The organism is Paenibacillus sp. FSL R10-2778, assembly GCF_038593035.1.
GTDB classification, from domain to species: Bacteria; Bacillota; Bacilli; order Paenibacillales; family Paenibacillaceae; genus Paenibacillus_AQ; species Paenibacillus_AQ odorifer.
The window spans coordinates 5,022,580-5,048,149 of the sequence record NZ_CP151956.1 but is presented as its reverse complement, the minus strand read 5'-3'; the positions used below and the strand labels follow the sequence as shown (position 1 = coordinate 5,048,149).

The window sequence follows — 25,570 nt, the reverse complement described above, 5'->3', positions numbered from 1 at the left end:
GTGATCGTTTGGAGAAATTACAGATGCCGTACTTGTGATCGGTAATCTATGGCTTAGAAAACCAACATAATTGAGGGATAATCATGATCTATACTGTAACGCTTAATCCTTCCATTGATTATATCGTGGAAGTGGAAGATTTGAGACTGGGTGACTTGAACCGGATGAAACGTGATTTGAAGCTTCCGGGAGGGAAGGGAATTAACGTATCCCGAGTGCTTAATCAGCTTGGGGTTCAGAATAAGGCTATGGGATTCCTTGGAGGCTTCACCGGCCGATATATTGAGGATTGGTTACACGAAGAGTCAATTTCAAGCGATTTCGTGTTTGTTTCTGATGATACGCGGATTAATATCAAGCTCAAGCATGGAGAGGAAACGGAGATTAACGGTGTTGGACCCGTCATTCATGATCCTGAAGCCAATGCACTATTGCAAAAGCTGGCTGCCCTGAACGCGGAGGATGTAGTGATTTTGTCGGGAAGCGTTCCCCCATCACTGGGTGCAGATTTCTATGACAAGCTTATAGCTGTGTGCAAACAGAGCGGAGCGGAATTCGTCATTGACACTACTGGTGCTGCACTTCAAAAAGCACTGGCGTATCAGCCATTGCTGGTTAAACCGAACCATCATGAGCTCGCAGAGCTATTCGGCGTAACCATAGATACGAGGGAAGAGATCATTACTTATGGACGCAAGCTGCTGGATGCAGGAGCGAAAAATGTACTGGTTTCCATGGCGGGTGAAGGGGCTTTGTTCATTACGGAGCAAGGGGTATACCACGCCAACGCACCATCAGGTAAAGTGAAAAATTCTGTAGGTGCAGGAGATTCCATGATCGCTGGTTTTGTAGGGACACTGTCTTTGACAGGAGACTTGTTGGAGGCGTTCCGTGCAGGCGTTGCCTCGGGCAGTGCAACCGCATTCTCTGATGACTTAGCGGACAGAGAATTCATTGAACAGCTGAGACCGCTGATCCAAATCTCAGAAGTGTAAGCCGACAGCATTCAAAGTACTTAAGGGAGTTGAGCATGATGAGAATAACGGATTTAATGATAAAAGAAACGATGATCATGGATCTAAAAGCTACAGCTAAGGAAGCTGCAATTGATGAATTGATTGCGAGTCTTGCTGCAAGTGGCCGAATTAATGATCCGATCCTTTTTAAAGAGATGATTCTGAAGCGCGAAGAGCAGTCCAGCACTGGGATTGGCGGCGGCATTGCAATGCCGCACGCTAAGACTAAAGCGGTTAATGAAGCGACGGTTGTATTTGCTAAGAGCGCAAAGGGAGTGGAGTTTGAATCCCTTGATGATGAGCCTGCACGTATCTTCTTTATGATTGCCGCTCCAGAAGGAGCAGGCAATATGCATCTTCGTACACTGGCCTCATTGTCCAGACTACTGATCGATAGCGAGTTCATTGAACAGCTTATGAATACTCAGACTCCTGACGAGGTATCCGCTTTGTTTGATGCCAAGCAGGCGGAAGGTGAAGCTAAGGAGAAAGAGAACGAAGCTGCTGAAACTGCCGCGAAGTCAGAGCCTGAACGTGTAATCGTGGGCAACCCGGATTCCCAAGCTTTTGTCGTAGCTGTAACTGCTTGTCCTACAGGCATTGCACACACTTTTATGGCTGAAGATGCCCTTAAGAAAAAAGCTCTGGAAATGGGAGTTAATATCCGTGTAGAGACGAATGGTTCAGAAGGGGCCAAAAACGTACTTACCCCTGATGAGATTCGGCGTGCAAGCGGTGTAATTGTTGCAGCTGATAAAAAGGTGGAAATGGCCCGTTTTGACGGTAAGCCTGTACTGCAAAGACCTGTAAGTGATGGCATCCGTAAGCCGGAAGAGCTTATTCGTAAAGCTATGAATGGGGAAGCGCCGATCTATCACAATGAAGGTCGCGGTGGCAATGACGAAGGGTCTAAAGAGAAATCTGGCAGTATCGGCAGTAAAATATATAAGGACTTAATGAATGGGATCTCCCACATGCTCCCGTTTGTAGTCGGTGGCGGTATTCTGCTAGCAATCTCCTTCCTGATTGAACAAGTAGGTGGAGCAGATCATCCGCTGTTCCAGTTACTGCAGACAATTGGTGGTGGAGATGGTGCCTTCCATTTCCTAATTCCAGTCCTTGCTGGATTTATAGCGCTTAGCATTGGTGATCGTCCGGCTCTGATGCCAGGTATGGTTGGGGGTTACATGGCCTTGAATTCCAACGCTGGGTTCCTCGGCGGGCTGGCTGCTGGTTTCTTGGCGGGTTATGTAATTATCGGATTACGTAAAGTATTTGCAGGACTGCCTAAAACACTTGACGGACTGAAGCCGATCCTGTTATATCCGGTATTCGGGCTTCTAATTACCGGTGGATTGATGTATTACCTGTTTGATCCGGTCTTTAGCTGGATCAATGTAGGACTGATTGATTGGCTTAATGATCTTGGAACTGTTAATGCTGTTATTCTGGGTCTGGTTCTCGGTGGCATGATGGCCATAGATATGGGTGGACCTTTCAATAAAGCTGCTTATACTTTTGCCATCGGTGTATTCACTACCAGTGGCAATACCAACGGCTTCATGATGGCTGCTGTAATGGCGGGGGGGATGGTGCCTCCACTTGCAATAGCACTGGCTTCTACTTTCTTTAAGAATAAATTCACGGAAGAAGAACGTAAATCAGGCTTAACGAACTATGTGCTGGGCTTGTCGTTCATTACGGAAGGGGCCATTCCATTCGCCGCAGCCGATCCGCTTCGTGTCCTAACCTCTTGTATTCTTGGTTCGGCCGTTGCTGGAGGTCTTACACAGCTTTGGAATATCAACGTGCCGGCTCCGCATGGCGGGATCTTTGTAGCTGCCCTTTCAAGCCACGCGCTGTTGTTCCTCTTAGCTGTTCTGATCGGTTCGGTCATCTCCGGATTGATGCTCGGATTATGGAAGAAACCGCTTGAAGCAAAGTAACTTTATAAGCAAATTGAACTGCTGGGTGCCAGAATTTTCATTCTGGTGTCCAGCAGTTTTTGCATGGATTTTAATCACCCGCCTCCTCGCCCATAGGTAGATTTATCTCCATAAATGAGGTTTAATTTTATATAATTGAAAATATATATAATCAGAAGGAAAAGGAGCGAGCGAGATGATATTACATAAGGGGGAAGTCTTGTTCCGCCAAGGAGACAGCTGTGATTTTTTATTTAAGGTAAAAAGCGGGCTGTTCAAGGTCACAAGACTTCATGAGAATGGGAACATGGTGTTATTCAACATCCTGTATCCCGGTGAGATGGTTCCCCATCATTCACTCATTTCGCCAAAGGAGGCGCATGGAACGGCAGTTGCGATGATGAAGAGCGAGGTGGAGGCAGTTCCATCAGCAGAATGGTATCAACAGCTGCGGGAGGATTCTGGTCAAGCGATGGAAATCGCCAGACTGCTTCAGGAGAAGGTACGGTTTATGCAGACACGGCTGGATCATCTTACTGTAGGTACGCCTGCAGAACGTATGGAATTGTTAACCCGCTGGTTTAATGACTACTCTCATGGCGCAGCGCTAACAGAGTTATTGACCCAGGAAGAAATAGGACAATTGATCGGTGTAAGACGTGAAACAATCAACCGTTTGCTGCGGAGTACAGAGTGATTCCTGCTTTTTTCTGGCAAACTGTTTAGAGTAGGGTGGCTCCGTGGTATAATGTAAACAGAACTTATCAAATTAGAGAAAGGATCAGGATACCATGTGTCCCCGAAGGACGATTCCCCAAAGGACGATTTGGAAACGGTATGATCTGTCTTATACTTAGCTTCCCTGTAGAAGGTGCGTAAACCGTTGTTACTTGACGAACCGCCTCTGCGAGGGGAAGGAGTATATATATGCGAAGGAGCAATACCTCCGGTTTTACCCGTCGTAGAGGTTGGTGGGACGTCTAGCCGCCATATACGATAAGGGGAGACCTGTATGAGGAACCACAATTACGGAGTGAATGTACTGCTCCGGTTGACAGTCATTTTGTTTGGAACATTTTTGCTTGCATTTACTTATTATCACATCAATTTTCAGAATCATTTGTCAGAGGGCGGATTCGTAGGATTATCGCTGCTTGGCAAATACGTATTAGGAATTTCACCTTCGATTTCAACTCTGCTTCTAGACGTTCCAGTACTCTTGATAGCATGGATGTTCAAAGGGAAAGCGTTCGTGTGCAACACTTTTGTTTCTGTAGGAGCTTTTACAATCTTCTATGGTCTCATGGAACGTTATTCCGGTTTGGTCATCAACTTGCAGGACAATTTGGCATTAGCAGCTCTATTGTCCGGCGTACTGACAGGTTTAGGAGCGGGAATTATCCTGCGGAGTGGCGGGGCTAGCGGTGGAGACGATATTTTGTCGCTGCTGGTTAGTGAATGGAAGGGAATCAAAGTAGGTACGGTATTCATCATGATGGATGTAATCGTTCTGGCACTATCACTCTTTTATATGCCTGTTAAAGAAACGATGTATACAGTGATGGCAGTAGTCGTAGCCGGCTATGTGATCACCTTTACAACCTCTTTAGGCAAACCAAAGCTAGTGAAGGCGCCAAAGATTCAATCTACACTACGTAAACCGCATGATGGTACGGTAATGTGAAGAAGGCTGGTATAAACAGCTTATTCGGGGATATACTACATTTAAGGTCAGCCAGAGTTTCTGGTTGACTTTTTTTTGCTGGATATGACGTAATTTAAAGGGTGTAGTCTTTAGGGGCGTTGCTCGGACGTTTCGCTCATAACAAAAGGTGACGTACAGTGAAAATCCTGTACACCACCTTTTAGTTAACTTAAGACTCACTAGTGCTCGTCTTTGAATCGTGTTGAAACAATTGCGGCCAGCTTGTCCTTTTATTTAGCCCACGGCATTCGTGATTGCTTCGCATTCGTCCGAGCAATGACCACTGTGCTGTGTTTCACAGTCCTCACAGCAAATATGCTGAAGATGACAAGCATCGTTAGCACAATTGATAAATTGGTCAGCTGGCTGACCGCAGTGATGGCATCGTCCGACAACGATATCCCCGTCGGTATGATTAATCTGTACGGAAATCCGCTCATCGAAGACATAACATTTTCCATCAAACAGTTGGCCCTGTACCTCAGGGTCTTTACCGTAAGTCACAATGCCGCCATCCAGCTGGTACACCTGTCCAAAACCTTCCTTCATCATAAACCCGCTTAATTTCTCGCAGCGGATCCCGCCTGTACAGTAGGTCAGGATTGGTTTATCCTTAAGGTCGCTCATATTCTCGCGAATCCAGTCCGGGAATTCTTTGAAGCTGTCTACTTCGGGGCGGATGGAGCCGCGGAAATGACCAAGATCGAATTCGTAACCGGTACGACCATCCAGAATCACCACATCGTCGCGCTGCATCATTTCATAGAAATCTTTAGGCGCCAGATGCTTTCCGGTAATCACGTTAGGGTCCAGTTCATCCTCGACCCGGAACGTCACGAGTTCTTTTTTATAACGAACGAAGATCTTTTTGAAGGCATGACCCTCAGCCTCATCGATCTTGAAGACGATATCGCTAAACAGAGGGTTTGCGCGCAAATCCTTCATATATTGCTCGGTTTGGGCAACCGTACCTGATAGTGTTCCGTTAATGCCTTCATCTGAGATGAGAATTCGTCCCTTTACATCAAGCTCTTTGCAGTAAGCCAAATGCTCCTGGGCGAATAGTTCTGCATCCGGCACTTTTACAAATTTATAGTATAGCAGAATTGCATATTCCGATTGTGGATTCATTCATTTCACCTTTATCATTAGAATTAGACTACTAAATAAACATTTAAGTATAAAAAGTATTGTAACATATTATCAAGTATTGACAAGAGATATGGTACAGTAACCTGAAGAAAGCTGGTATAAATAACATTTTTCAGGGATACCAGGATTAAGGTCAGCCAGAACTTCTGGTTGATTTTTTTTGCTGGATATAGGCGGTTTTCATGGATAGTTAGGATTAGCGAAACCGTGAACCACAACGCACGTATATATTTTCATTCATAAGTCACATGTTGACTTTAATTATAAGGAGGAACTGCGGGATGAGTGCTCATGAGATTGATTATGCCATTATGGGTGAGGAAATACAGTGTGTAGAGGTGCAGCTTGACCCAGGAGAGAGTGTAATTGCCGAAGCCGGGAGTTTCATGATGATGGATCAGGAAATAACAATGGAGACGATATTTGGCGACGGCAGCGGAGGCTCGCGTGGAAGTGGCTTGATGGGAAAGCTGATGGGCGCGGGCAAACGTCTGTTGACAGGTGAAAGCTTGTTTATGACCGTCTTTACACACAGTGGTTCTTATGGACGTAAAAGTGTCACCTTTGCTGCTCCGTACCCAGGCAAAATCATCCCGCTCGACCTGCAGCAATACGGTGGAAAAATCATCTGTCAAAAGGATTCATTCCTTTGCGCGGCAAAGGGCGTTTCAATCGGTATTGAATTTCAGCGTAAGCTGGGTACCGGCTTTTTTGGTGGTGAAGGTTTTATTATGCAAAAGCTGGAGGGTGACGGACTTTCATTTGTACACTCTGGCGGTTATGTTATGGAACGCACACTTCAACCGGGAGAGACGCTTAAGCTGGACACTGGCTGTCTAGTCGCTATGACGTCTTCGGTGGATTACAATATTGAGTTTGTAAAAGGGGTCAAAACCGCGCTGTTCGGCGGCGAAGGCCTGTTCTTCGCAACGTTGCGCGGACCCGGCAAGGTGTGGGTACAGTCGCTGCCATTCAGCCGAATGGCTGATCGCATCCTGTCCGCTGCCGGCAACAGCGGTCGGAAAGAAGAAGGAAGCGTGCTTGGCGGGCTCGGCAATCTGCTGGATGGTAGATAAGTCTGCGTGAGCGCATTGCACAGCGTGGAAGTAGAGGATATATAGAATGTGGAGTGAGCGTGTGAAGTGCTGAGTAGATGAGGCAGAGAGCGTGCGAAATATGGAGTGAGCGTGGAAATGTTGAGCATATGAAGCAAAGAGCGTGCGAAATGTGGAGTGAGCGTGGAAATGCTGAGTATATGAAGCAAAGAGCGTGCGAAATGTGGAGTGAGCGTGGAAATGCTGAGTATATGAAGCAAAGAGCGTGCGAAATGTGGAGTGAGCGTGGAAATGCTGAGTATATGAAGCAAAGAGCGTGCGAAATGTGGAGTGAGCGTGGAAATGCTGAGCATATGAAGCAAAGACCGTGCGAAATGTGGAACATACGAGGTATACAACATTACAAGAGGACGCGTCGTTTCAGCGGTGGCGCTATAGGGTGTGGTGAAACAAGGGCAGAAATGCCCTTGTTTTGCTGTAAAGGTTTAGTATCGTGTGAGACAAGGGCAAAAGTGCCTTTGATTTGTATGTATTGGCTAGTGTGGCGCGAAAGAAGGGCAATAATGCCTTTGATTTGCTCGAATGAGCTAGTGTGGCGCGAAAGAAGGGCAAAAGTGCCTTTGATTTACTCGACACTGTCAAATGTACGGTATAAATCCCGTAGAATGGAGCCGATGAAGCGTATATGGTCAGATGTACGGTATAAATCCCGTAGAATGGAGGCGATCGAGCGTATACGGTCAGATGAGCGGTATAAATCCCGCAGAATGAAGCTGGTGGAGCAGTTGCGGCCAGATGTACGGTATAAATCCCGCAGATAGAGCCGATGGAGCACATATAGCCAAATGTACGGTATAAATCCCGCAGAATGAAGCTGGTGGAGCAGTTGCGGCCAGATGTACGGTATAAATCCCGCAGATAGAGCCGATGGAGCACATATAGCCAAATGTACGGGATAAATCCCGCAGAATGAAGCCGATCGAGCGTATACGTCCAGATGTACGGTATAAATCCCGTAGAATAGAGCCGATGGAGCACATATAGCCAAATGTACGGGATAAATCCCGCAGAATGAAGCCGATCGAGCGTATACGGTCAGATGTACGGTATAAATCCCGTAGAATGAAGCCGATGGAGCGTATACGGTCAGATGTACGGTATAAATCCCGTAGAATGAAGCCGATGGAGCGTATACGGTCAGATGTACGGGATAAATCCCGCAGATGAGCTACTCCAACAAGCAATAAGTTACTTATGTTCGATAGGATATCACCGTTCGGCGTCTGCAATATCAACTTTACATTGTCCTCCACTACCACTACCGCTACCACTACCACTGCTACCACCACCACTACTACACTATCACCACCACTCCTGTATCTTTAAACCAATTTATAGTTTGTTAGAGCCGTAATGAGCTATGCTCATTTACGGTTTTTTATGTTTTTTAAGTAATGGTTGGCCGAAGTAGATGACCACTCAGGTACAATTGGGATAGTTTAATTGATAACTATATAATACCAGCTCATAAGTAGCTGGTTCAGGTATGATGTGTTCAACACTATTTCGTACTTTGGAGGAATGTATATTGGTAATGGACGTGGAATTTGGCAAGGAAATTGAGAGTGCCATTAGTTGGGCTAAGGAGCGGCTGGGGTCGCAGGAGTATCCGCTGCGTTGTCTTGCTTTTGTTGAAGATGCCTATGAAAGAAGCAATGGAATTGAAATGTGGGGAGGCAGCGATGCACGCGAATCCGCAGAGCTGTACGATGCGCACAAGAATACCGGGGCTCCGCCAGCTGGCGCGTTTGTTTTTTATGCTTGCTCAGGGTTGGTAGACGGTGAGCTTAAGGATTGGGGGCATGTAGCTTTGGCCTTTGGGAATGGCGAGGCCATTCATGCCTGGGATATAGTTAGGATAGATCACTACATGGAAATTTGCCATCTGCAAGCTGCTCCGGGCTGGAGCCAACCAGAACTTATCGGCTGGGCATCTGTAGAGAGAGTTCTTGCCGGGATTCAGAAGAAACAATGGGACTAGTTGATATCCTTAAACCTAACTTATCCAAGAACCTAGAAGGTGCCGTAAACAGGAGCTTCATGGGTTCTTTTTTCTTCCTTCCGATTTGACTAACCCTATGCACGGTGTATATATTATTTGGCAGACCCCCTTATATTGTTAAGGCTGGACCGGAGGCATGATATGTTCAAAATATTTATTATAGAAGATGACCGTGGACTTGTGGCTTTGCTGCAGGATTATTTACATAAGTTTGGATATGAAACGCAGGCGGTGAGTGATTTTGAGCAGGTCCGCACTCAGTTTGAGGCGTTCACGCCACATCTGGTACTCCTTGATGTTAATTTGCCAAAATACGATGGTTATTACTGGTGCCGCCAGATTCGCGGAATTTCAACCTGCCCTATTCTTTTTATATCTGCCCGCGATGGCAAAATGGACCAAGTAATGGCGCTGGAAAATGGAGCGGACGATTATATCACTAAGCCTTTTGATTACGAAATCGCGATGGCCAAAATCAAAAGTCAGCTGCGGCGCGCCTACGGCACCTATGCCGGTGGGAATAATGAACGCACACTAAACGTTGCCGGAATGACGCTGGATGTAGAGCGGCTAATCCTTACCCGAGGCGAAGCTAAAGTGGACTTAAGCCACACGGAAGCCAAGATACTAGATGAGCTAATGCAAAAATCAGGAGTCATCGTTACCCGGGACAGGCTGCTCGAAAAAATCTGGGATGATCAAGCCTTCGTGGATGAAAATACCTTAAATGTATATGTTACACGTGTACGCAAAAAACTTGCCGCTCTCGCTATCACAGATGGACTACAAACCGTGCGCGGTCAAGGCTATCGTTTGATTCCGAATTGGGGGGATGAGGAATGAAGTTGTTATTACGGGAACAGTTCCCCCTGATTGTGGTCTATCTAGCCCAGCTAGTCCTGATCACATTAGTGTACCGGCTGGATGGAGGCAGCGGTCTGAATGTAAGTTTATATGCCGCGCTGCTCAGCACTTGTCTACTGATTGGCTACCTCGCTTACCGTTACGTCACCAATCGCACGTTTTATGAACGTTTGGAGACTACGCCCTCCTCTCTCGATGAGGCAGGTGGCCCTACACAGGATTCTCCGCTAGCCGTAAGCTTGCGAGGTTTACTGGGGTCGCAATTCCGCCTCTACAAAAATGATTTGCACAGCTACCGCCACAAATTAGAAGAACATATTCACTTTATTAATCAATGGGTACATGGCATGAAGACGCCGTTGTCTGTCATTCATCTGATCATTCAGGATAAGGATGGCCCTCCTTTTACGGCAATTGGTGATGAACTGGATCGTCTGAAAAAAGGACTGGATACCGTGCTTTATACGGCCCGTCTGGATACTTTTGAGCACGATTTCTATGTGGAACGGCTGAATCTGGAGACCATCGTACGTGGTGTGACCTCTGAGCAGAAGCGGCTTTTTATTCGAAAAAGAGTATTTCCAGCTATACAAATAGATGAGCAGATTACCGTAACCACGGATGAAAAATGGCTCACTTTTGTCCTTACGCAGCTGATTACGAACGCTGTACGTTATACGACTGAAGAAGGCAAACATGTTTTTTTCCACGGGATGGTCACGGAAGATAAGCAGACTGTGCTTGAGATCCGGGATGAAGGAGTAGGCATACCAGCAGGAGATCTGCCGCGCGTGTTCGATGCATATTTTACCGGGGTGAATGGACGAACCTTTCAGGAATCTACGGGGATGGGTTTATATCTCGTGAAGCAGATCTGCGGCAAGCTTGGACATGAGGTGAGTATCCGTTCCGAAGAAGGAAGCGGGACCACCGTGCGGATTGTATTTAGGGAGCAGGATATAACAAACCTTACAAATGTGTAAGGGCATTGTAAGTTTCAGAAATAGCAGCCCATGTGTACACTTTGTATAATGAAGGCAATCCAGTCGAAAGAAGGAGAGGTAACACTTGCCCATTCTAGATGTTCATAATTTATCAAAAATATATGAGGGTAAAGTGTCCACTCAGGCGCTGAATCATATCCGCTTTTCTGTAGAAAAGGGGGAGTTTGTTGGCATAATGGGTCCATCCGGGAGCGGGAAAACAACGCTGCTCAACACGATTGCCACCATCGACCAACCGACCTCCGGTCAGATTCTGATCAACGGCCGAGATCCTAATCTGCTTAGCAGAAAAGAAAAGGCGCTTTTTCGCCGTCATGAGCTAGGCTTCGTCTTTCAGCATTTTAATCTACTGGATACGCTCACTGTAGAGGAAAACATCGTATTACCTTTGACGCTTGCAGGTGCTCGTGTCCCAGAGATGGAGAGCAGGCTGAAAGAGGTCACTACCTTGCTTGGCATCGAACATTTGCTGAAGAAGCGCACGTACGAGGTCTCAGGCGGACAAATGCAGCGGGCGGCTATCGCCCGGGCGATGATTCATCGTCCATCGTTAATTTTGGCGGATGAGCCCACAGGCAATCTGGACTCCAAAGCCTCAGGGGAAGTCATGAATATGTTGACAGAGGTGAATAAGGAAGAAGGAGCTACGGTGCTGATGGTCACACATGACGCAGTGGCTGCAAGCTTTTGCAACCGGGTCATCTTTATTAAAGACGGACGTTTCTATAGTGAAATGTACAAGGGCAGTAATAGAGGCGCTTTCTTCCAAAGTATTATTGATATGCTGTCTCTGCTTGGGGGAACCAGCCATGACCTTTCGGCAATTCGCTTATAGGAATGTAACACGTAATAAACGCAAATATGCCGCTTATTTTGTCGTCAGTGCTTTTTCGGTGATGATCTTTTTCGTGTGCGCTTTGTTTATTTACCATCCGGATATTTCAAAGAGCTTAATTTATAGTACGGCGGCTCATACGATGATGGTGGCAGAGGCAATTATTTATGTCTTTTGTTCTTTGTTCGTACTCGTATCCGTTGGATCCTTCCTGCAGTCGCGCAAGATGGAGTTCGGAATTTTATTGATGCATGGAATGACGAAGAGACAGCTGAACACCATGGTTTTCCTGGAAAATATGATGATCGGCACCTCTGCCATCCTGACAGGTACCCTTCTCGGGTTACTTCTGGGCAAATTATTTTTGATGATCGGATCTACTTTTTTGGGAATTCCCCTGTTAACCTTTCATCTCCCATGGCAGGCACTTGTGCTTACGATTTGCAGCTTCGTGTTATTGTTTTTTCTGATATCGCTTTGCACCTTTGTTTTTATCGGCAATGAGTCACTGATGCGTCTGTTTCAGGGAGAGCGTAAGGCAGAAGAAGAACCCAAAGTATCCTTTGTATTATCTATTATTTCTGCTGTACTGCTGATCAGTGGTTATTATATGGCGGCTACTGCAAAAGCTGCTTCCGTAGAGAAAGTCATGTTTCCGGTCGTTGCGATTACGGTTATCGGGACGTATCTCTTTTATACCCAGCTAAGTATTTGTTTGGTTAAGCTGCTTAAGGACATTCGGCGCTTGTATTGGCATCGTACGAATATCATCACTTTATCCGGTTTGTCCTACCGCTGGAAAGAGAATGGCCGAATGTTTTTTATGGTGACGATTGTATCCGCAGTCTCCTTCACTTCCGTAGGGGTATTTGCATCGATACATACACTTTCCAGAGAGCTGAAATTGGATTATCCCGCAGCAGTGGGTTATGTAGCCAAAGGAAATCAGACGGGTGTACCCTTTGATCAGCATCTGAACGAAATTAAGGAAGAGCTCAAGACGCACGGACTCCCTTATGAAGCGCTTAGTATCCCGATTAAATATGCCGAGGTTGAGGCTCAGACTGGACCCGATCGCACTTTACGCCTTCCCTTGATTGCTTTCAGTGATTATAATCTCGCCCTGCAACGTGCAGGTTTCCCAACAGATGAGCATGCTCTGGTGGGCAACGAAGGTCTGGTGATGATTGGTTCACAGCGGGATCGCAGTTTAACAGAAGGCAGAGTAAAAGCGGTCTATTCCTTGCAGCACGGACTTGCCATTAAAGAAATAGGTTATACCGAGCAAGTTCCCATCGCCGAATATTTATTGCCGGAGCTGGATGGTAGAGATGGCGGGGATTTTAGTGGTGTCGTGATCAGTGATGAGCTCTACAGCGCTATTGATCCCGTGCAGACGGATCTTTATACAGGTTTTTATGTAGAGGATTTTCCACAGACGGTAGGTATTGCTGCTGATCTTGCCCATAAAGGCAAACAGTCCTATGAAAGTGATTCTCCGTATGCGATTGTGATCAGCGGCACGCTGTTTGAGCTTCAGAAAACATTGTATAACACAATGCTTTTTGCTTCCTTGCTGGTGGGTACTGTCTTTTTTATCGCGGCAGGCAGCTTTCTTTACTTCCGGTTATATACCGATCTTGATCATGATCGCAATCAATATTCCACTTTGTCCAAGATGGGGCTTACGGATAAAGAACTCAATCGAATAGTTACGATTCAGCTGTCTTTGTTGTTTTTTGTGCCGGTCGGAATAGCTATTTTACACAGTGTGTTTGCCTTTATTGCGCTTCAACGGTTGTTCTACTTATCTATCGCAACGGAGACAGGCGCGGTGTTACTCGGATATTTGGCTGCTCAAGGACTATACTTCTTTTTTATTCGCAGCCGCTATTTACGCAACCTGAAGAAGAACTTGATATGAGAAATGGGGGTAACAAGATGCAAGCATGGATTACAGATTTTATGGAGCAGTTTGGTTACTTCGGTATTTTTCTGATGCTGGCCTTTGAAAATATATTTCCACCAATTCCTTCAGAAGTGATCCTGCCCTTTGGAGGATTTATGACCACTACGACGAGCTTAACGATTCCTGGTGTAATCATTGCTGCCACGGCTGGATCACTACTGGGTGCAGTAATTCTCTATTATATTGGCCGATTATTGGATGTGAGCCGGTTAGAGAAACTGGTTGAACGCTGGGGTAGCCTAATTAGGGTCAGTAAAAAAGATATCCACAAGGCTGACGCCTGGTTTGATAAATATGGCTATTGGACTGTATTGTTTTGTCGGATGGTTCCGCTGGTCCGCAGTCTGATTTCGATTCCGGCGGGAATGTCGGGCATGAAATTTGGAGTATTTATGATCTTCACAACGATTGGCACATTGGGATGGAATTTGCTGCTTGTGCTTATTGGCGCGGCATTGGGCGAATCCTGGGAAGACATTGCCATGTACATGGATGTGTACTCCAATGTAGTCTATGTACTAATTGCTGGCGGATTAGTTATTCTTGGGTTTCTGTACTTCCGCAAACGCAGCCGGAGAATGAACACTGAGGGCTAAGCGGGTAGTGGACTGATAATAGAAATGACTATTAAAAAGGAGGGAAACACATGGAGCTATTAACGATTATTAAAGCCATTATTTTGGGGCTTGTTGAAGGTTTAACCGAATTTGCTCCAGTATCCTCCACGGGTCATATGATTATTGTTGATGATATGTGGCTGAAATCACAGGAGTTATTTGGACAATATACAGCAAATACCTTCAAAGTAGTTATTCAACTGGGTTCAATATTAGCGGTTGTTGTGATCTTTAGAAATCGGTTCATTGATTTGTTAGGCTTAAAGCGTTTCAGCCGTAAGCAGTTGGATCCTGTAACAGAGGAGCTACCGCAGTTGGAGCAGGGCGGGCATCTCAAGCTGACTCAGGTTCTGGTAGGGTTAGTGCCTGCAGGTGTGTTAGGTGTTCTGTTTAATGATTATATTGATGAGCATTTATTCTCTACCTCAACAGTGTTAATTGGTCTAGTGATTGGGGCTATATTAATGATTATTGCCGATCTGTTTGGGCCGAAGAAGATCAGAACTGAGAGTGTAGATCAGATTACATACAAACAGGCACTTGGTGTAGGTCTTGTACAGTGTTTTTCGTTATGGCCTGGATTTTCACGCTCGGGCTCGACGATTTCTGGTGGAGTACTCCTCGGGATGAGCCATCGTGCCGCTGCTGATTTTACGTTTATTATGGCAGTACCCATCATGGCAGGTGCCAGTCTGTTGTCACTGATGAAAAACTGGCAATATTTCACCATGGACGCGTTGCCGTTTTTTATTGCAGGCTTTATTAGTGCCTTCCTATTTGCGCTGTTATCGATGCGTTTCTTCTTAAAACTGATCAATCGTATCAAGCTCTTACCGTTTGCTATATACCGTATAATTCTTGCTGCTGTAGTATATTTCGTATTTTTCTAAGTCCGTTATAAGGAATCGATATAACAGAAGCCCCAGTAATCTATTGCAGATTGCTGGGGCTTTCACGTATGATGACATCAGATTAAGACACTCAAATGATGAATGATATCGGAGACAGGTGCTGACCGGAAAATAGTAATTCGGTAGGCTTAATAGGGAAATTCGGTTCGAAGCCGATGCGGTCCCGCCACTGTAACGGAAGAATCTCGAGCAACAGAGGTCACTGGCAATTTACTACTGCTGGGAAGACTGCTCAAGATGTTGACGCCGCTAGCCAGGAGACCTGCCTGTTTCAACAGCACTGCTTCACCTACGGAAGATAGGGAGGTGTTAGACGTTAACCATGAGTATATCATGGGCGTCTTTCCCTTTGACTTTTTTAGGGAAGGGCGCTCTTTTTTATAGGAAAGCAAGTAGCTTTGGAGTTTGAAATAAGAGATGGAAGAGGGAGTGTATCGAGATGACGAATAAAGTAAAAGTAAGTAATCTTGGATATCCGAGAATCGGAAAGAACCGCGAGTGGAAAAAGACACTGGAAGCCTACTGGCAGGGGAAAATAAATGAAGAGCAATTCCGCTCCGAAATGGCAGCAATTCAGCTGCAGCATTTGAAGACCCAGCAAGAGGCAGGAATTGAGCTTATTCCGGTGAATGATTTTACTTTTTATGACCATGTGTTGGATACGGCTGTTATGTTTGGAATTGTACCTCCACGGTACACGTATGATGGCGGCGACATCGGGCTTGATCTTTATTTTGCAATGGCCCGTGGTAATGCTGAAGCTACTGCCTGTGAGATGACCAAATGGTTCAATACGAACTATCACTATATCGTTCCAGAGATCGGCACACAAACACCACGCCTGACTGAAAATAAACCTCTAGCGGCTTATCGTTTTGCTAAATCGCAGGCAGGGATTGAAGGTAAACCGGTACTTTTAGGTCTGTATACCTTCCTTAAGCTGTCCAAAGGTTACGCAGCGGCAGATATCGCCAAGATTGCTGCACGTTTTGTTCCAGTCTATGTTCAACTGCTACAGGAACTGAAGCAAGAAGGGGTAAGCTGGGTACAAATCGATGAGCCAGCGATTGTTACAGGCATAAGTAAAGAAGAATTAACACTGCTTAACTCGATATACACAGAAATTGCCGGCTCCGTGCCGGGCTTGAATATTATTTTACAGACGTATTTCGAAGCTGCTGAACCGTTGGAGGCACTTCTAGAGTTGCCTGTTCAAGGCTTGGGTCTTGACTTTGTGCACGATGGTGGAGCGAATCTGGCTTCTATCGAACGTCTTGGCTGGCCGAAGGACAAATGGCTGGGTGCCGGAATTATTGATGGACGGAACATCTGGCGTTCCGATTTAGACGCTAAGCTGCAACTGGTAGAAAAGCTCAGCGTTCATGTGCCGCTTGATCGTCTTATTCTTCAGCCTTCTTGCAGTCTGCTGCATGTCCCAGTCACCGTTCAAGGTGAGGTGAAGCTGAAGGCGACTGTTAAGAATGCGTTAGCGTTTGCCGATGAGAAGCTTGCAGAGCTTAGTCTGCTCGGAGCAGCCCTCGCAGATAAAGGAGAAGCTTCTAAAGCAGCGCTGGCCGCTAGTCGTGAAGCTATTGCAGCATTCCGTGCACTACCTGAGCGTGGCCGTAAGGATGTGGCGGAGCAAGTGCTTGCACTTGCAGCTTTGCCTGACCAACGCAGTTTGCCTTTTGCTGAACGCTTAAAGGTGCAGCAAGAGAAATGGCAGCTTCCACTTCTGCCAACCACTACAATTGGTAGCTTCCCGCAGACAGTAGAAGTGCGTCAGGCGAGATTGAAATGGCGTAAAGGGGTCTGGAATCAGGAGCGTTATGATGGATTTGTTCGTGAGCAGATCGCGGATGCAATTACCTTCCAAGAAAAGCTAGGTCTGGATGTTCTGGTCCACGGTGAGTTCGAGCGTACAGATATGGTGGAGTTTTTCGGAGAAAAGCTGGACGGATACTTGTTTACTAGTAATGGCTGGGTTCAATCCTACGGTTCCCGTTGCGTTAAGCCACCGGTGATCTACGCGGATGTTGCATTTATACAGCCTATGACTGTTAAAGAAAGTGTCTATGCACAATCGTTGACGAAGCTTCCGGTTAAAGGAATGTTGACGGGTCCTGTAACTATCCTCAATTGGTCATTTGTACGTGATGATCTCAGCCGGGAAGAGGTAGCCAATCAAATTGCTCTTGCCCTTCGCCATGAAGTAAAAGCGTTGGAAGATGCAGGCATCGAAATGATTCAAGTGGATGAGCCGGCTATACGTGAAGGACTTCCACTTAAGGCAGAAGACCGTGAGCATTACCTGAACTGGGCAGTGAAGTCGTTCCGCGTTGCTACGAACCATGTGAAGGCTACGACACAAATTCATACGCATATGTGCTATAGCGAATTCAATGACATGATCGATTCCATATCGGCTATGGATGCTGATGTAATCTCCATTGAGACTTCACGTAGCCATGGGGAGCTGATTATCAGCTTTGAGGAGCAGGCCTATGATAAAGGAATCGGTCTTGGAGTGTATGACATCCATAGTCCGCGGGTTCCGGCTGTAGAAGAAATGACGGCGAATATCGATCGTGCGCTGCGGGTGCTGGACCCTGAACAATTCTGGATTAATCCGGATTGCGGTCTGAAAACACGTGGCTGGCAGGAGACAGAGGATGCACTACGTAACATGGTAAGAGCTGCTGCTATTGCGAGGGAAAAGTCAGGGGTTATTGCATCAAAATAGACATAAATAAATTAGAGCCAGGGTAATTTACCCTGGCTTTTTAGTTCACTTATTTTTTTATAATCAGCTACTTGATAATAATTCTCAATCTTGTTAGAATGAAAAAGAAAAAGAAGGAACCGTGGAGGGTCCCTTCAGGCATTTACTTATTTACTTTCGAAAGTTTTGCAATCTGTTTCTTCTGCGCGTTTTGGTTCTTGGGAGCTGTGGAAAGCTACGAAGATCGATTCAGCGCTGCATTTGTTCTCTTCTGCCCAGTGGGTGCAGGAGTTAACTTCACAAACTACGTCTTTTGCCATGAGGGTTCACCTCCCCTTTTAGTAATTGATAGTATCATTCAATGAACGGCTCTGTTCAGCAAGGTGGAGCTTGTCTCAACAAAGCCGTGTCACGCCCTCATTCATTATGAATAGAGGGTATTTGGCTTTTTTTACTAGGTTAGACGTGGTAATTGTACCAAATAATGAGTTTGTAAGCAAATGAGTTCTTTAACTTTCGGGTCACCCTCCCACATCAAAAATATGTCCAATAAGAGCCGCAGAAATGCGGCTTTTTGTGTATTCAACAAGAAAAACCAAAAGAAATTTACCGAAATTCCATATTCCAGTGCAACCTTCCAAGTTTTGGGGCGTTATAGAAATGAGAGACGGAAGAGATCTGTACAGAACATGACATTCCGTAACGTTACAATGCTAGGGATAACCACTACACTTTTGGAGGAATGAGAATGCGCAAATGGGGTCTGCATTACTTATGTTTATTAATTCTTGCGGTGGTATTGGCAGGTTGTGGCTCGGGTGATAACAATTCGGCGGCAGACAAATTAGCTGGTGACGGCGGAAATACGAGTAATTCTGCTGCAGCAACCACTGAGCAATCTTCGAAAGCTGCATTAGCGGATAAGAGCACCTCAGCAGAAGCTGAGACAGCAGCGGGAGGCAACGAAGCCCCAGTTGAAAAAGGTTTGACATCAGAGAACACGGATCAAGGGAACGCGGGATTCACGGGCAGTGATGTCGTGGAAGGATTGAACAAGAAGCTAATCTATCATGCCAATCTGACTATGGAAGTAGAAGATTACGGTAAAGCTCAGACTGAAATCCGCAACATGGTAACGATGGCTAAAGGATATATTATAGAGTTTAACGAAAACATGTCGCAATATGAGCAAGGAGGGACGTTTATCCTTAAGGTGCCTGCCTCCGGGTTCTCTCCTTTTCTGAATAATTTGGAAAAAGTAAAACACGAATCGCTACAGCGCAGTATTCAAGGTCAGGATGTCTCGGAGGAGTATGTTGATCTGGAGTCGCGTCTAAAGGCAAAGCAGTTAATGGAAGCTCAATACACAGAGTTTATGAAAAAAGCAACGAAATCAAGTGATCTGGTCGCCTTTGCAAACGAGCTTGGTTCGATTCAAGAAACGATTGAGCAGATCAAAGGCAGAATGCGATATATAGATCAGAACGTATCTTTTTCAACGGTAGAGCTTAGAGTGTACCAGACGGATGAGAGCTTAGCCGTGAAGGAAAAGGCAGAGCAAGGTCCATTGCTAGAACGGGCATCGGATGCTTTAAAAGGAAGCCTGAACGCACTATCTGTTATGTTTCAGTGGATTTTTGTAATTCTTGCAGGTGCATTGCCGATTCTAATCGGTGCGGGCATTATTTTAATCATCGTTTGGTTTGCCCGCAAAAATATCCGTGCACGACGGGAGCAGCAGACCCAGCGGATACGGCAGGAAAATCGGGAACTGAACAAGGCGGTACTCCCTGGACCAGCAGAGCCAAAGGTGACAACCTCAATAAAGGATAAGAAAGCTAACGGGGACGAGAATAAAGAATAAGCTCCTATGAATTAAAAAGCCTCCAATTCATGGTATACCGTGAATTGGAGGCTTTTCTATAAGACAGTACAGTATTTCGCTTTTATCGAAGATTAGGCAGGCTGGAAGAGTACACGATACTCGCCATAGCCCTCTTTCTCCAGATCCTCTTTTGGTATAAAGCGCAGTGCCGCTGAATTAATGCAGTAGCGCAGGCCGTTTTCCCCTGGACCATCGTCGAAGACATGACCTAGATGGGAATCTGCTACTTTGCTGCGCACTTCTGTGCGAACCATCAAATGGCTGAGGTCCGTCTTTTCCTTCACGGCGTAATCGCGAATCGGACGTGTAAAGCTGGGCCAGCCACAACCGGAATCGTATTTATCCTGCGAACTGAATAATGCTTCACCAGATACGATATCTACATAAATGCCTTCTCCGTGGTGATCCCAAAAATCATTTCGGAAAGGTGACTCTGTAGCGCTATTCTGAGTGACTTCATATTGAAGTGGCGTCAGACGTTCTTTTAAGCTTAGTTTGTCTTCTTTATGTGTCCAGTGGGTTTCGATAAAATCCTCTCGGCCGGAACCCTTACGGTAACGTTTGTAGTGACCCGGGTTCTTACGATGGTAGCCCTGATGATATTCTTCGGCAGGATAGAAGGTTGCTGCCGGGAGGATCGGGGTAACAATCGGGCTAGCGAATCGGCCGCTTTCTTGCAAAGCTGCCTTGGAAGCCTCTGCTTGTTGCTTCTGTTCTTCAGAATGGGTGAAGATAGCCGTTCCGTAAGAGGTGCCGCGATCATGGAATTGTCCACCCGCATCGGTTGGGTCAATTTGCTGCCAGAATAACTCAAGCAGCTTGCTATAAGGGAAAATTTCTGGATTGAACGTAATTTGTACGGCTTCAACATGTCCTGTAGTTTCGGAGCATACCTCTTCATAGGTAGGATTCACTGTATGCCCGCCAGTATAGCCGGAGACGACACTAATAATGCCTGGCAATTCCTCGAACGGCGAGACCATGCACCAGAAGCATCCACCTGCAAAGGTTGCTTTTTCCGCCTTGGAATTTATATGGTTAGTCTGATGTTCACTCATTAATATCCCTCCATTCATGTAATGCAATTAAATAGATCACAATCTAATTATAAAGCAAATAACCACAGCCTGCCAGCTTCCGCCAAATAAGCTCTCTGTTACCTAGTGTTTTTTACTTCCTGTGAACTGTAACGAAAGCTTAGTCCGGCTATAATAAGCACAATGGCATAAACAATAATGGCTATAATCGCATTACCTGGGTTCTGGAACAGTTGATCCCCAAGGAAGGCATACAAGGCGATGCCTGGGATTTTTCCAATAGCTGAGGCAGCAAGATAACCCCAGAAGGGCAGTCCGGCTGCTCCGGCATAGATGTTAACTGCTGTCTGCGGGATAATCGGCAAGAGACGTGCTAAGACAATAGAAGCAAAGGGCCGCCGTTCTATGCCTTTTGTGAATTTTTCGAGTAGGGGAATAGAAGTCAGATAAGCTCTCGCTTGATCTTGAAATAAGAATTTCACTACGCCAAAAAGGAATGCGGCAGCAAGGGTTGTAGCTACCCAGCAAATTAAAGCACCTGCCAAACTTCCGTATGCATAACCAAAAAATCCGATGACCGCTTTGTACGGTACAACTGGAAAGAGAGCCAGTAAAGTTGCGATCCCTATAGAGCTGAAAAGATTATGATCCTCTTTCATCCAGCTAAGGATGTCATATCTGTAGATAAACGCAAGGATTGTGCCCGAAACATAAAGAATAATCGAGAACCATTTTCTCATAGCTAATATACCCTTTCTTCCACTCATTCATCTCATCATACGGGATAAAAAGTAAATATTGAAGTGTAGATCATTGTCGGCGGACGCCAAGCAGGTATAATAGCATTTATAGAGAACAAAGAGAGAGATAAATTCTTGAATTATAAAGAGGGGAGTTAGATCATTGATTGTTTCTGCACGCAAAAGAGTCGCCATCATCGGGATTGGAAATATCGCCCGCAAAGTATATTTGCCACTGCTCTCTCAGCATGGACAAGTTGAGGTAGTGGGGGTTCTCAGTCACTCATCCACAACAGTAGAGCAAGCTGTTAAAGCCTACCGTTTTCCTAAAGGTACGACAAATTTGGACGAGCTGTTGTCTTGGGATCTGGATGCAGTATTTGTGCATAGCCCAACGACGACCCATTATGATATAGTAACAAAATGTCTCGAACATGGGATTTCGGTGTATGTAGATAAGCCGCTGTCCTATGATCTGGAAGAATCCAGAAGGATGGCAGAACTGGCAGAAAATAAAGGGCTGCTGCTAGGCGTGGGCTTTAATCGGCGTTTTGCCCCAATGTATGTCACTGCCAAGAGTTGGCTCGAGGAAGCCGGAGGCATTAGCCATTGCCACGCGATTAAACATCGCACGAAGCTGCAGTTAGGCAGCAGCCGTGAGACTGTGCATGACGACTTGATTCATATGCTTGATCTGCTGTTATGGTTATGTGGAGATCAGTATGAGCTGCTTCGCAGTAATCTTCAATCCAATGGAGAGGGGCGACTTGTGCAGGCATCTGGAATGCTGGGTTGGGAGCAAGGCTCAGTGGGGATGTATAGCATGCTTCGTGAGGCGGGTGTTGATTTGGAGAAGCTGGAGCTGCACGGTAATGGACGTTCGGTGGAAGTGGCAGATCTGGACCAAGCCATCCTATATGAAAAAAATGCTTTGCCACGGACCCAGAGCTTTGGAAGCTGGGATACGGTGCTGGATAGAAGAGGTTTTGGTGGAGTGGTAGATCATTTCCTGAACAATATAAATACACCAGAGTTATGCAGTATTGCTGCTTCAGCAGTTCTGCCTAGTCATAGATTGGCAGCTCAGCTTGCTGAATGAGGTCTCTAAGAAAGGAGTAAATTATGGAAGACAACCGTAAATTAGTGGAGGAACAAATCATCGAAAGCTATAAGCGTGAGGAAGAGATGATGATCCTTGTATTCGCCCAGTGGTGCGTGAATCAAGGACTCGACCCGCACAGTTTGTATTTGCAGGCTTATCCACAGCAAGAAGGGAATGAAGCCTTGCGAAAAGCGCTTGCCCTAACGGTTTCAGCGGAGGAAGCAGGGGATATTTCTGATGACACAGTTCTGGGCGTACTCTCCTTATTCGGAAATGATGACTTGGCGCAAATCGTGACAGAAGCGATCTCTAAAAGGGAATCTAAAGCACATACAGGGGATTGACAACGAGGATATAATGATAATGTCAGATGAACTTTTTTTAGTAAACGATGTTCATCAGGGATGAAATGTGTTAATATTATATATACTAACTAATAGTAAGTTTCGCTAGTGAGAGGTGAGAACAATGGAAGAACATCAAATTTCGATGTGTCCCAGATTTGAGACAGCCTTCTCTTTCTTAGGCAAACGTTGGAATGGACTTATTATTCAGACATTGATGAGTGGACCGAAGCGGTTTAAAGATATTTCCGGCCTCATTCCTTCAATGAGCGATAAGATGCTGTCCGAGCGGATGAAGGATTTGGAAGGTGAGGGTATTCTGGTTAGACATGTATACCCGGAAACACCTGTGCGTATTGAATATGAACTAACAGACAAAGGCCGTGCGCTGGAGCCTGTTATGCAGCAGATTCAGTCTTGGGCTGAGAGCTGGGTAGAGTAGAAATCAAAGTCGTGTTGTGGCCCTTTTTCCTGAAGAACGGAGGAGGGCTTTTCAATTTTTTAAATAAAAACCTTGCACAGATCGAAAAAATCTGTAATATAATAGAAAAAACGTTGTATGTTCCTTGCATGGAAACGCTTGCAATATTGGTTTTTGCTCAAATCTACTCAGCTGGAGTACAGGCATAGCAAAACTATTAGGAGGCGAGGGAGATGAAGACCACCCTGTTTTCCCGGGAAATAACGTATGGAAAAAAGGATGTTGCTGAGCTGGAGAACGCTTCGATCAAAGTACAGCTCATCTATGACAAGACGTTGTTCATGCTGCATAGCCATCTTCCAGATTCCTTATGGGATGCGTGGATTGGCGTGCCTTACAGCATTATCTCTTCACTCTACAAAGGCAACAATGATAGCGGGACTATTTTTCAAAAATGGATTCAAAGTCCTTCTGGCTGGAAATGTATCGGCTGTGAACGGCATTGCCTGGAGTCGACGGAACCTCTTCAAGAAGTGAATGTGGCGAGTAATCAACGACAATATAAGTTCCATAATGGCATTCGCCAAAGCATGGTGCTACAAGCCCTAATTTGGTCCATGTACGAGAATACCGTATTATTCAAACCCTTTTTAGGGGATGAGCCCTTTTTTGATGAAGATGATTTGCATACGATATCCTCTTATTTCGTGCCAACTTACCTTAATGATCTACGTCTTCTGGAGCAGTCTAAGCCTTGTAAAGAGTACAAAGATCAGAATATACAGATTTATCAGGAATGGATAGCCGCCCCTGACCTTGTCCTCAAATGGAACGGAGGCCTAACAGAAGGCAGATGGATGACTGGTGTTTATATGGATCACTCCCGCTTTGCTGGTTTAGGACCTTATTTGAAGGACGCAAAGGGTAAGCGAACGTATATGCAGGCTTATGTTCAATAGAAGATACAGATTTTAGTGTCAGGTCGATTGTGGAGATTTATCTCCATGATTGACCTGTTTTTGTTATCTGCTATTTTCAGGGCAGTAATTAGAATTAAAAAATTAAAAGAAAGGATTTAAAGTAAAATAATGGGAAGTTAAGCCGATATATAGGTTAGATACGCGCTCCTTTTACTTAAGTATTTAAAGATAAAATAGTACATAAAGATCTGGAATGATGAGTCGAAGAGTGTAGCACATTGGATGGTCTAAGTGTAAGAACTGGAGGTCATGAATGGCAAGCTTCATATTGGGAGAGGGCATTCCTTTTTGGCAAATGGGGAGTCTGTTCAAGCGGCAGGAAAGCTAAAACTTAATAATCAGGGACAGGTCCGAAGCATATCTAACTTATCCGGTCACTATACTCCTTCAATTGAGCAAGCAAAATTATTCTCACAAGTTCTTGAGCAAATAGGGGTGAAAACTAAAAATGCATGGCTTGAAATATACACCATAGAAACAACTCCTTCAGGTTACGTTAATACAAATGAACTTGTTAAGATTTCTAGTATTCAGATAAAGTAGGTGATGAACGTGGAAGAGATAAAACAGATGAATAAAGATATTTTTAAAGGGAATTTATTAAAAACTATTGAGGAAATATCAAGAAAGAAAGGATTGATTTTTACCGATTGTAAATTTGTTATAGAGCCTGTGAAAGAAAAAGACAAGCCGCTAAACGGTGCAGATGATATGATGAGGCTAAACATTTTAAGTGAAGAAAACATTGGGAATAAGCAATTAACGCTGGATAAAACTATAAATATACTTTGTGGACTAGAACCATTAGTACCAATATGGATAGATGTAATCTTCATTGAAATGAATGAAGACACGGCTATTTATAAGTTGCGGTGCAGTTTAAGGTTTAGAAAGCCGACTTTATTAAGAAATGCAGAAACTGGACACGCTCCTTTTAAGGCTGTAACAGAAGAAACTTTTTAAGTATTGCTCAAGTTTCTTCTTTTGGTGGGGCTACCGAGTGCCTAAGTAATCTATTATTCAGCCAATAACACATATAATACCTGTATAAAATTTCGTCATTTCGTTTGTACATACAATAATGCTTGGTAATTTTAACCTAAAGTACGCTAAAGCGTTATGTAAACAGGTTGATTGTGGTCAGAGATCACCATAATTGACCTTTTTCGTTCAACAAAGAGATACAATTTTCGTGAGTACAATCACAAGTCAAAAGTCCTTTCA

The 25,570-nt window shown here is 45.1% G+C and carries 25 protein-coding genes and 1 riboswitch; of the genes, 20 read left to right on the top strand and 5 right to left on the bottom strand.

The features are described 5' to 3' along the window. The first annotated feature begins 83 nt into the window (after window positions 1-83). From pfkB to NST40_RS22780, 4 genes are all read left to right on the top strand, one after another. Window positions 84-995 (top strand): 1-phosphofructokinase, encoded by a 912-nt coding sequence (pfkB, locus tag NST40_RS22795; protein WP_076184203.1) that lies wholly within the window; start codon window positions 84-86, stop codon window positions 993-995. A gap of 38 nt (window positions 996-1,033) precedes the next feature. Beyond that, a complete protein-coding gene (locus NST40_RS22790; protein ID WP_076217942.1) occupies window positions 1,034-2,962 on the top strand; it encodes a fructose-specific PTS transporter subunit EIIC in 1,929 nt (642 codons plus the stop codon). A 175-nt stretch (window positions 2,963-3,137) separates the two neighbouring features. Further along, window positions 3,138-3,638: a Crp/Fnr family transcriptional regulator gene (locus tag NST40_RS22785; RefSeq protein WP_076217941.1), complete on the top strand. Its 501-nt coding sequence runs from the start codon at window positions 3,138-3,140 to the stop codon at window positions 3,636-3,638. 315 nt (window positions 3,639-3,953) lie between these two features. Further along, window positions 3,954-4,625, top strand: coding sequence for a YitT family protein (locus NST40_RS22780; RefSeq protein ID WP_076130250.1), 672 nt, complete (start codon window positions 3,954-3,956; stop codon window positions 4,623-4,625). 255 nt (window positions 4,626-4,880) lie between these two features. Here the strand turns inward: NST40_RS22780 and NST40_RS22775 are convergent, their stop codons facing one another. Beyond that, window positions 4,881-5,777, bottom strand: a complete 897-nt coding sequence (locus tag NST40_RS22775) for a rhodanese-related sulfurtransferase (protein WP_342410018.1) — start codon at window positions 5,775-5,777, stop codon at window positions 4,881-4,883. Between the two features lie 302 nt (window positions 5,778-6,079). Here NST40_RS22775 and NST40_RS22770 point away from each other — a divergent pair, with 302 nt between their 5' ends. Beyond that, on the top strand, window positions 6,080-6,874 hold the full coding sequence (locus tag NST40_RS22770; RefSeq protein WP_038572584.1) for a TIGR00266 family protein: 795 nt from the start codon (window positions 6,080-6,082) through the stop codon (window positions 6,872-6,874). Between the two features lie 719 nt (window positions 6,875-7,593). Here NST40_RS22770 and NST40_RS22765 read toward each other — a convergent pair. Next, on the bottom strand, window positions 7,594-8,190 hold the full coding sequence (locus NST40_RS22765; protein ID WP_342410017.1) for a hypothetical protein: 597 nt from the start codon (window positions 8,188-8,190) through the stop codon (window positions 7,594-7,596). A 251-nt stretch (window positions 8,191-8,441) separates the two neighbouring features. On the opposite strand from NST40_RS22765, the gene NST40_RS22760 reads away from it, so the two are divergent. The 8 genes from NST40_RS22760 (at window position 8,442) to metE (ending at window position 17,858) form a co-directional block, all read left to right on the top strand. After that, a complete protein-coding gene (locus tag NST40_RS22760) occupies window positions 8,442-8,894 on the top strand; it encodes a C40 family peptidase (protein ID WP_218640451.1) in 453 nt (150 codons plus the stop codon). 162 nt (window positions 8,895-9,056) lie between these two features. After that, window positions 9,057-9,758, top strand: a complete 702-nt coding sequence (locus NST40_RS22755) for a response regulator transcription factor (protein WP_076218901.1) — start codon at window positions 9,057-9,059, stop codon at window positions 9,756-9,758. Beyond that, entirely contained in the window at window positions 9,755-10,762 is a 1,008-nt protein-coding gene (locus tag NST40_RS22750; RefSeq protein ID WP_076218900.1) for a sensor histidine kinase, read from the top strand. Before NST40_RS22755 ends, NST40_RS22750 begins: the two co-directional genes overlap by 4 nt. Before the next feature lie 85 nt (window positions 10,763-10,847). Beyond that, a complete protein-coding gene (locus NST40_RS22745) occupies window positions 10,848-11,618 on the top strand; it encodes an ABC transporter ATP-binding protein (RefSeq protein ID WP_076184196.1) in 771 nt (256 codons plus the stop codon). Continuing rightward, complete coding sequence (locus NST40_RS22740; RefSeq protein WP_341003412.1) at window positions 11,593-13,542, top strand: FtsX-like permease family protein; 1,950 nt, start codon at window positions 11,593-11,595, stop codon at window positions 13,540-13,542. The genes NST40_RS22745 and NST40_RS22740 overlap by 26 nt, the downstream gene beginning before the upstream one ends. A gap of 17 nt (window positions 13,543-13,559) precedes the next feature. Further along, complete coding sequence (locus tag NST40_RS22735; protein ID WP_076218903.1) at window positions 13,560-14,183, top strand: DedA family protein; 624 nt, start codon at window positions 13,560-13,562, stop codon at window positions 14,181-14,183. 50 nt (window positions 14,184-14,233) lie between these two features. Then, complete coding sequence (locus tag NST40_RS22730; RefSeq protein ID WP_076130699.1) at window positions 14,234-15,094, top strand: undecaprenyl-diphosphate phosphatase; 861 nt, start codon at window positions 14,234-14,236, stop codon at window positions 15,092-15,094. A 99-nt stretch (window positions 15,095-15,193) separates the two neighbouring features. Then, window positions 15,194-15,400, top strand: a riboswitch (cobalamin riboswitch). Window positions 15,401-15,554: 154 nt separating this feature from the next. After that, the gene (gene metE, locus NST40_RS22725) at window positions 15,555-17,858 is read left to right on the top strand and encodes a 5-methyltetrahydropteroyltriglutamate--homocysteine S-methyltransferase (RefSeq protein WP_076218898.1); all 2,304 of its coding nucleotides are present in this window, start codon (window positions 15,555-15,557) and stop codon (window positions 17,856-17,858) included. A 146-nt stretch (window positions 17,859-18,004) separates the two neighbouring features. Here the strand turns inward: metE and NST40_RS22720 are convergent, their stop codons facing one another. Further along, window positions 18,005-18,157 carry a DUF1540 domain-containing protein gene (locus NST40_RS22720; protein WP_076098619.1) on the bottom strand — a complete coding sequence of 51 codons (153 nt, stop codon included), beginning with the start codon at window positions 18,155-18,157 and terminating at the stop codon, window positions 18,005-18,007. 428 nt (window positions 18,158-18,585) lie between these two features. On the opposite strand from NST40_RS22720, the gene NST40_RS22715 reads away from it, so the two are divergent. Then, a complete protein-coding gene (locus NST40_RS22715) occupies window positions 18,586-19,701 on the top strand; it encodes a DUF4349 domain-containing protein (RefSeq protein ID WP_179087063.1) in 1,116 nt (371 codons plus the stop codon). Between the two features lie 92 nt (window positions 19,702-19,793). Here NST40_RS22715 and msrA read toward each other — a convergent pair whose 3' ends face one another. Together msrA and NST40_RS22705 are read right to left on the bottom strand one after the other, a co-directional pair. After that, window positions 19,794-20,780 (bottom strand): peptide-methionine (S)-S-oxide reductase MsrA, encoded by a 987-nt coding sequence (gene msrA, locus NST40_RS22710; RefSeq protein WP_038572566.1) that lies wholly within the window; start codon window positions 20,778-20,780, stop codon window positions 19,794-19,796. 98 nt (window positions 20,781-20,878) lie between these two features. After that, the gene (locus tag NST40_RS22705) at window positions 20,879-21,499 is read right to left on the bottom strand and encodes a VTT domain-containing protein (protein ID WP_076193058.1); all 621 of its coding nucleotides are present in this window, start codon (window positions 21,497-21,499) and stop codon (window positions 20,879-20,881) included. A 163-nt stretch (window positions 21,500-21,662) separates the two neighbouring features. Between NST40_RS22705 and NST40_RS22700 the strand changes: the two genes are divergently transcribed. The 6 genes from NST40_RS22700 (at window position 21,663) to NST40_RS22675 (ending at window position 25,309) form a co-directional block, all read left to right on the top strand. Further along, window positions 21,663-22,598: a Gfo/Idh/MocA family oxidoreductase gene (locus NST40_RS22700; RefSeq protein WP_076184189.1), complete on the top strand. Its 936-nt coding sequence runs from the start codon at window positions 21,663-21,665 to the stop codon at window positions 22,596-22,598. 23 nt (window positions 22,599-22,621) lie between these two features. Continuing rightward, entirely contained in the window at window positions 22,622-22,945 is a 324-nt protein-coding gene (locus NST40_RS22695; protein WP_076184188.1) for a hypothetical protein, read from the top strand. Window positions 22,946-23,069: 124 nt separating this feature from the next. Further along, entirely contained in the window at window positions 23,070-23,387 is a 318-nt protein-coding gene (locus tag NST40_RS22690) for a helix-turn-helix domain-containing protein (RefSeq protein WP_036682958.1), read from the top strand. A gap of 212 nt (window positions 23,388-23,599) precedes the next feature. Then, entirely contained in the window at window positions 23,600-24,325 is a 726-nt protein-coding gene (locus NST40_RS22685) for a hypothetical protein (RefSeq protein ID WP_076204958.1), read from the top strand. Between the two features lie 270 nt (window positions 24,326-24,595). After that, window positions 24,596-24,889: a hypothetical protein gene (locus NST40_RS22680; RefSeq protein ID WP_076218895.1), complete on the top strand. Its 294-nt coding sequence runs from the start codon at window positions 24,596-24,598 to the stop codon at window positions 24,887-24,889. A 27-nt stretch (window positions 24,890-24,916) separates the two neighbouring features. Beyond that, a complete protein-coding gene (locus tag NST40_RS22675) occupies window positions 24,917-25,309 on the top strand; it encodes a hypothetical protein (RefSeq protein WP_081387696.1) in 393 nt (130 codons plus the stop codon). Window positions 25,310-25,570: the final 261 nt, after the last annotated feature.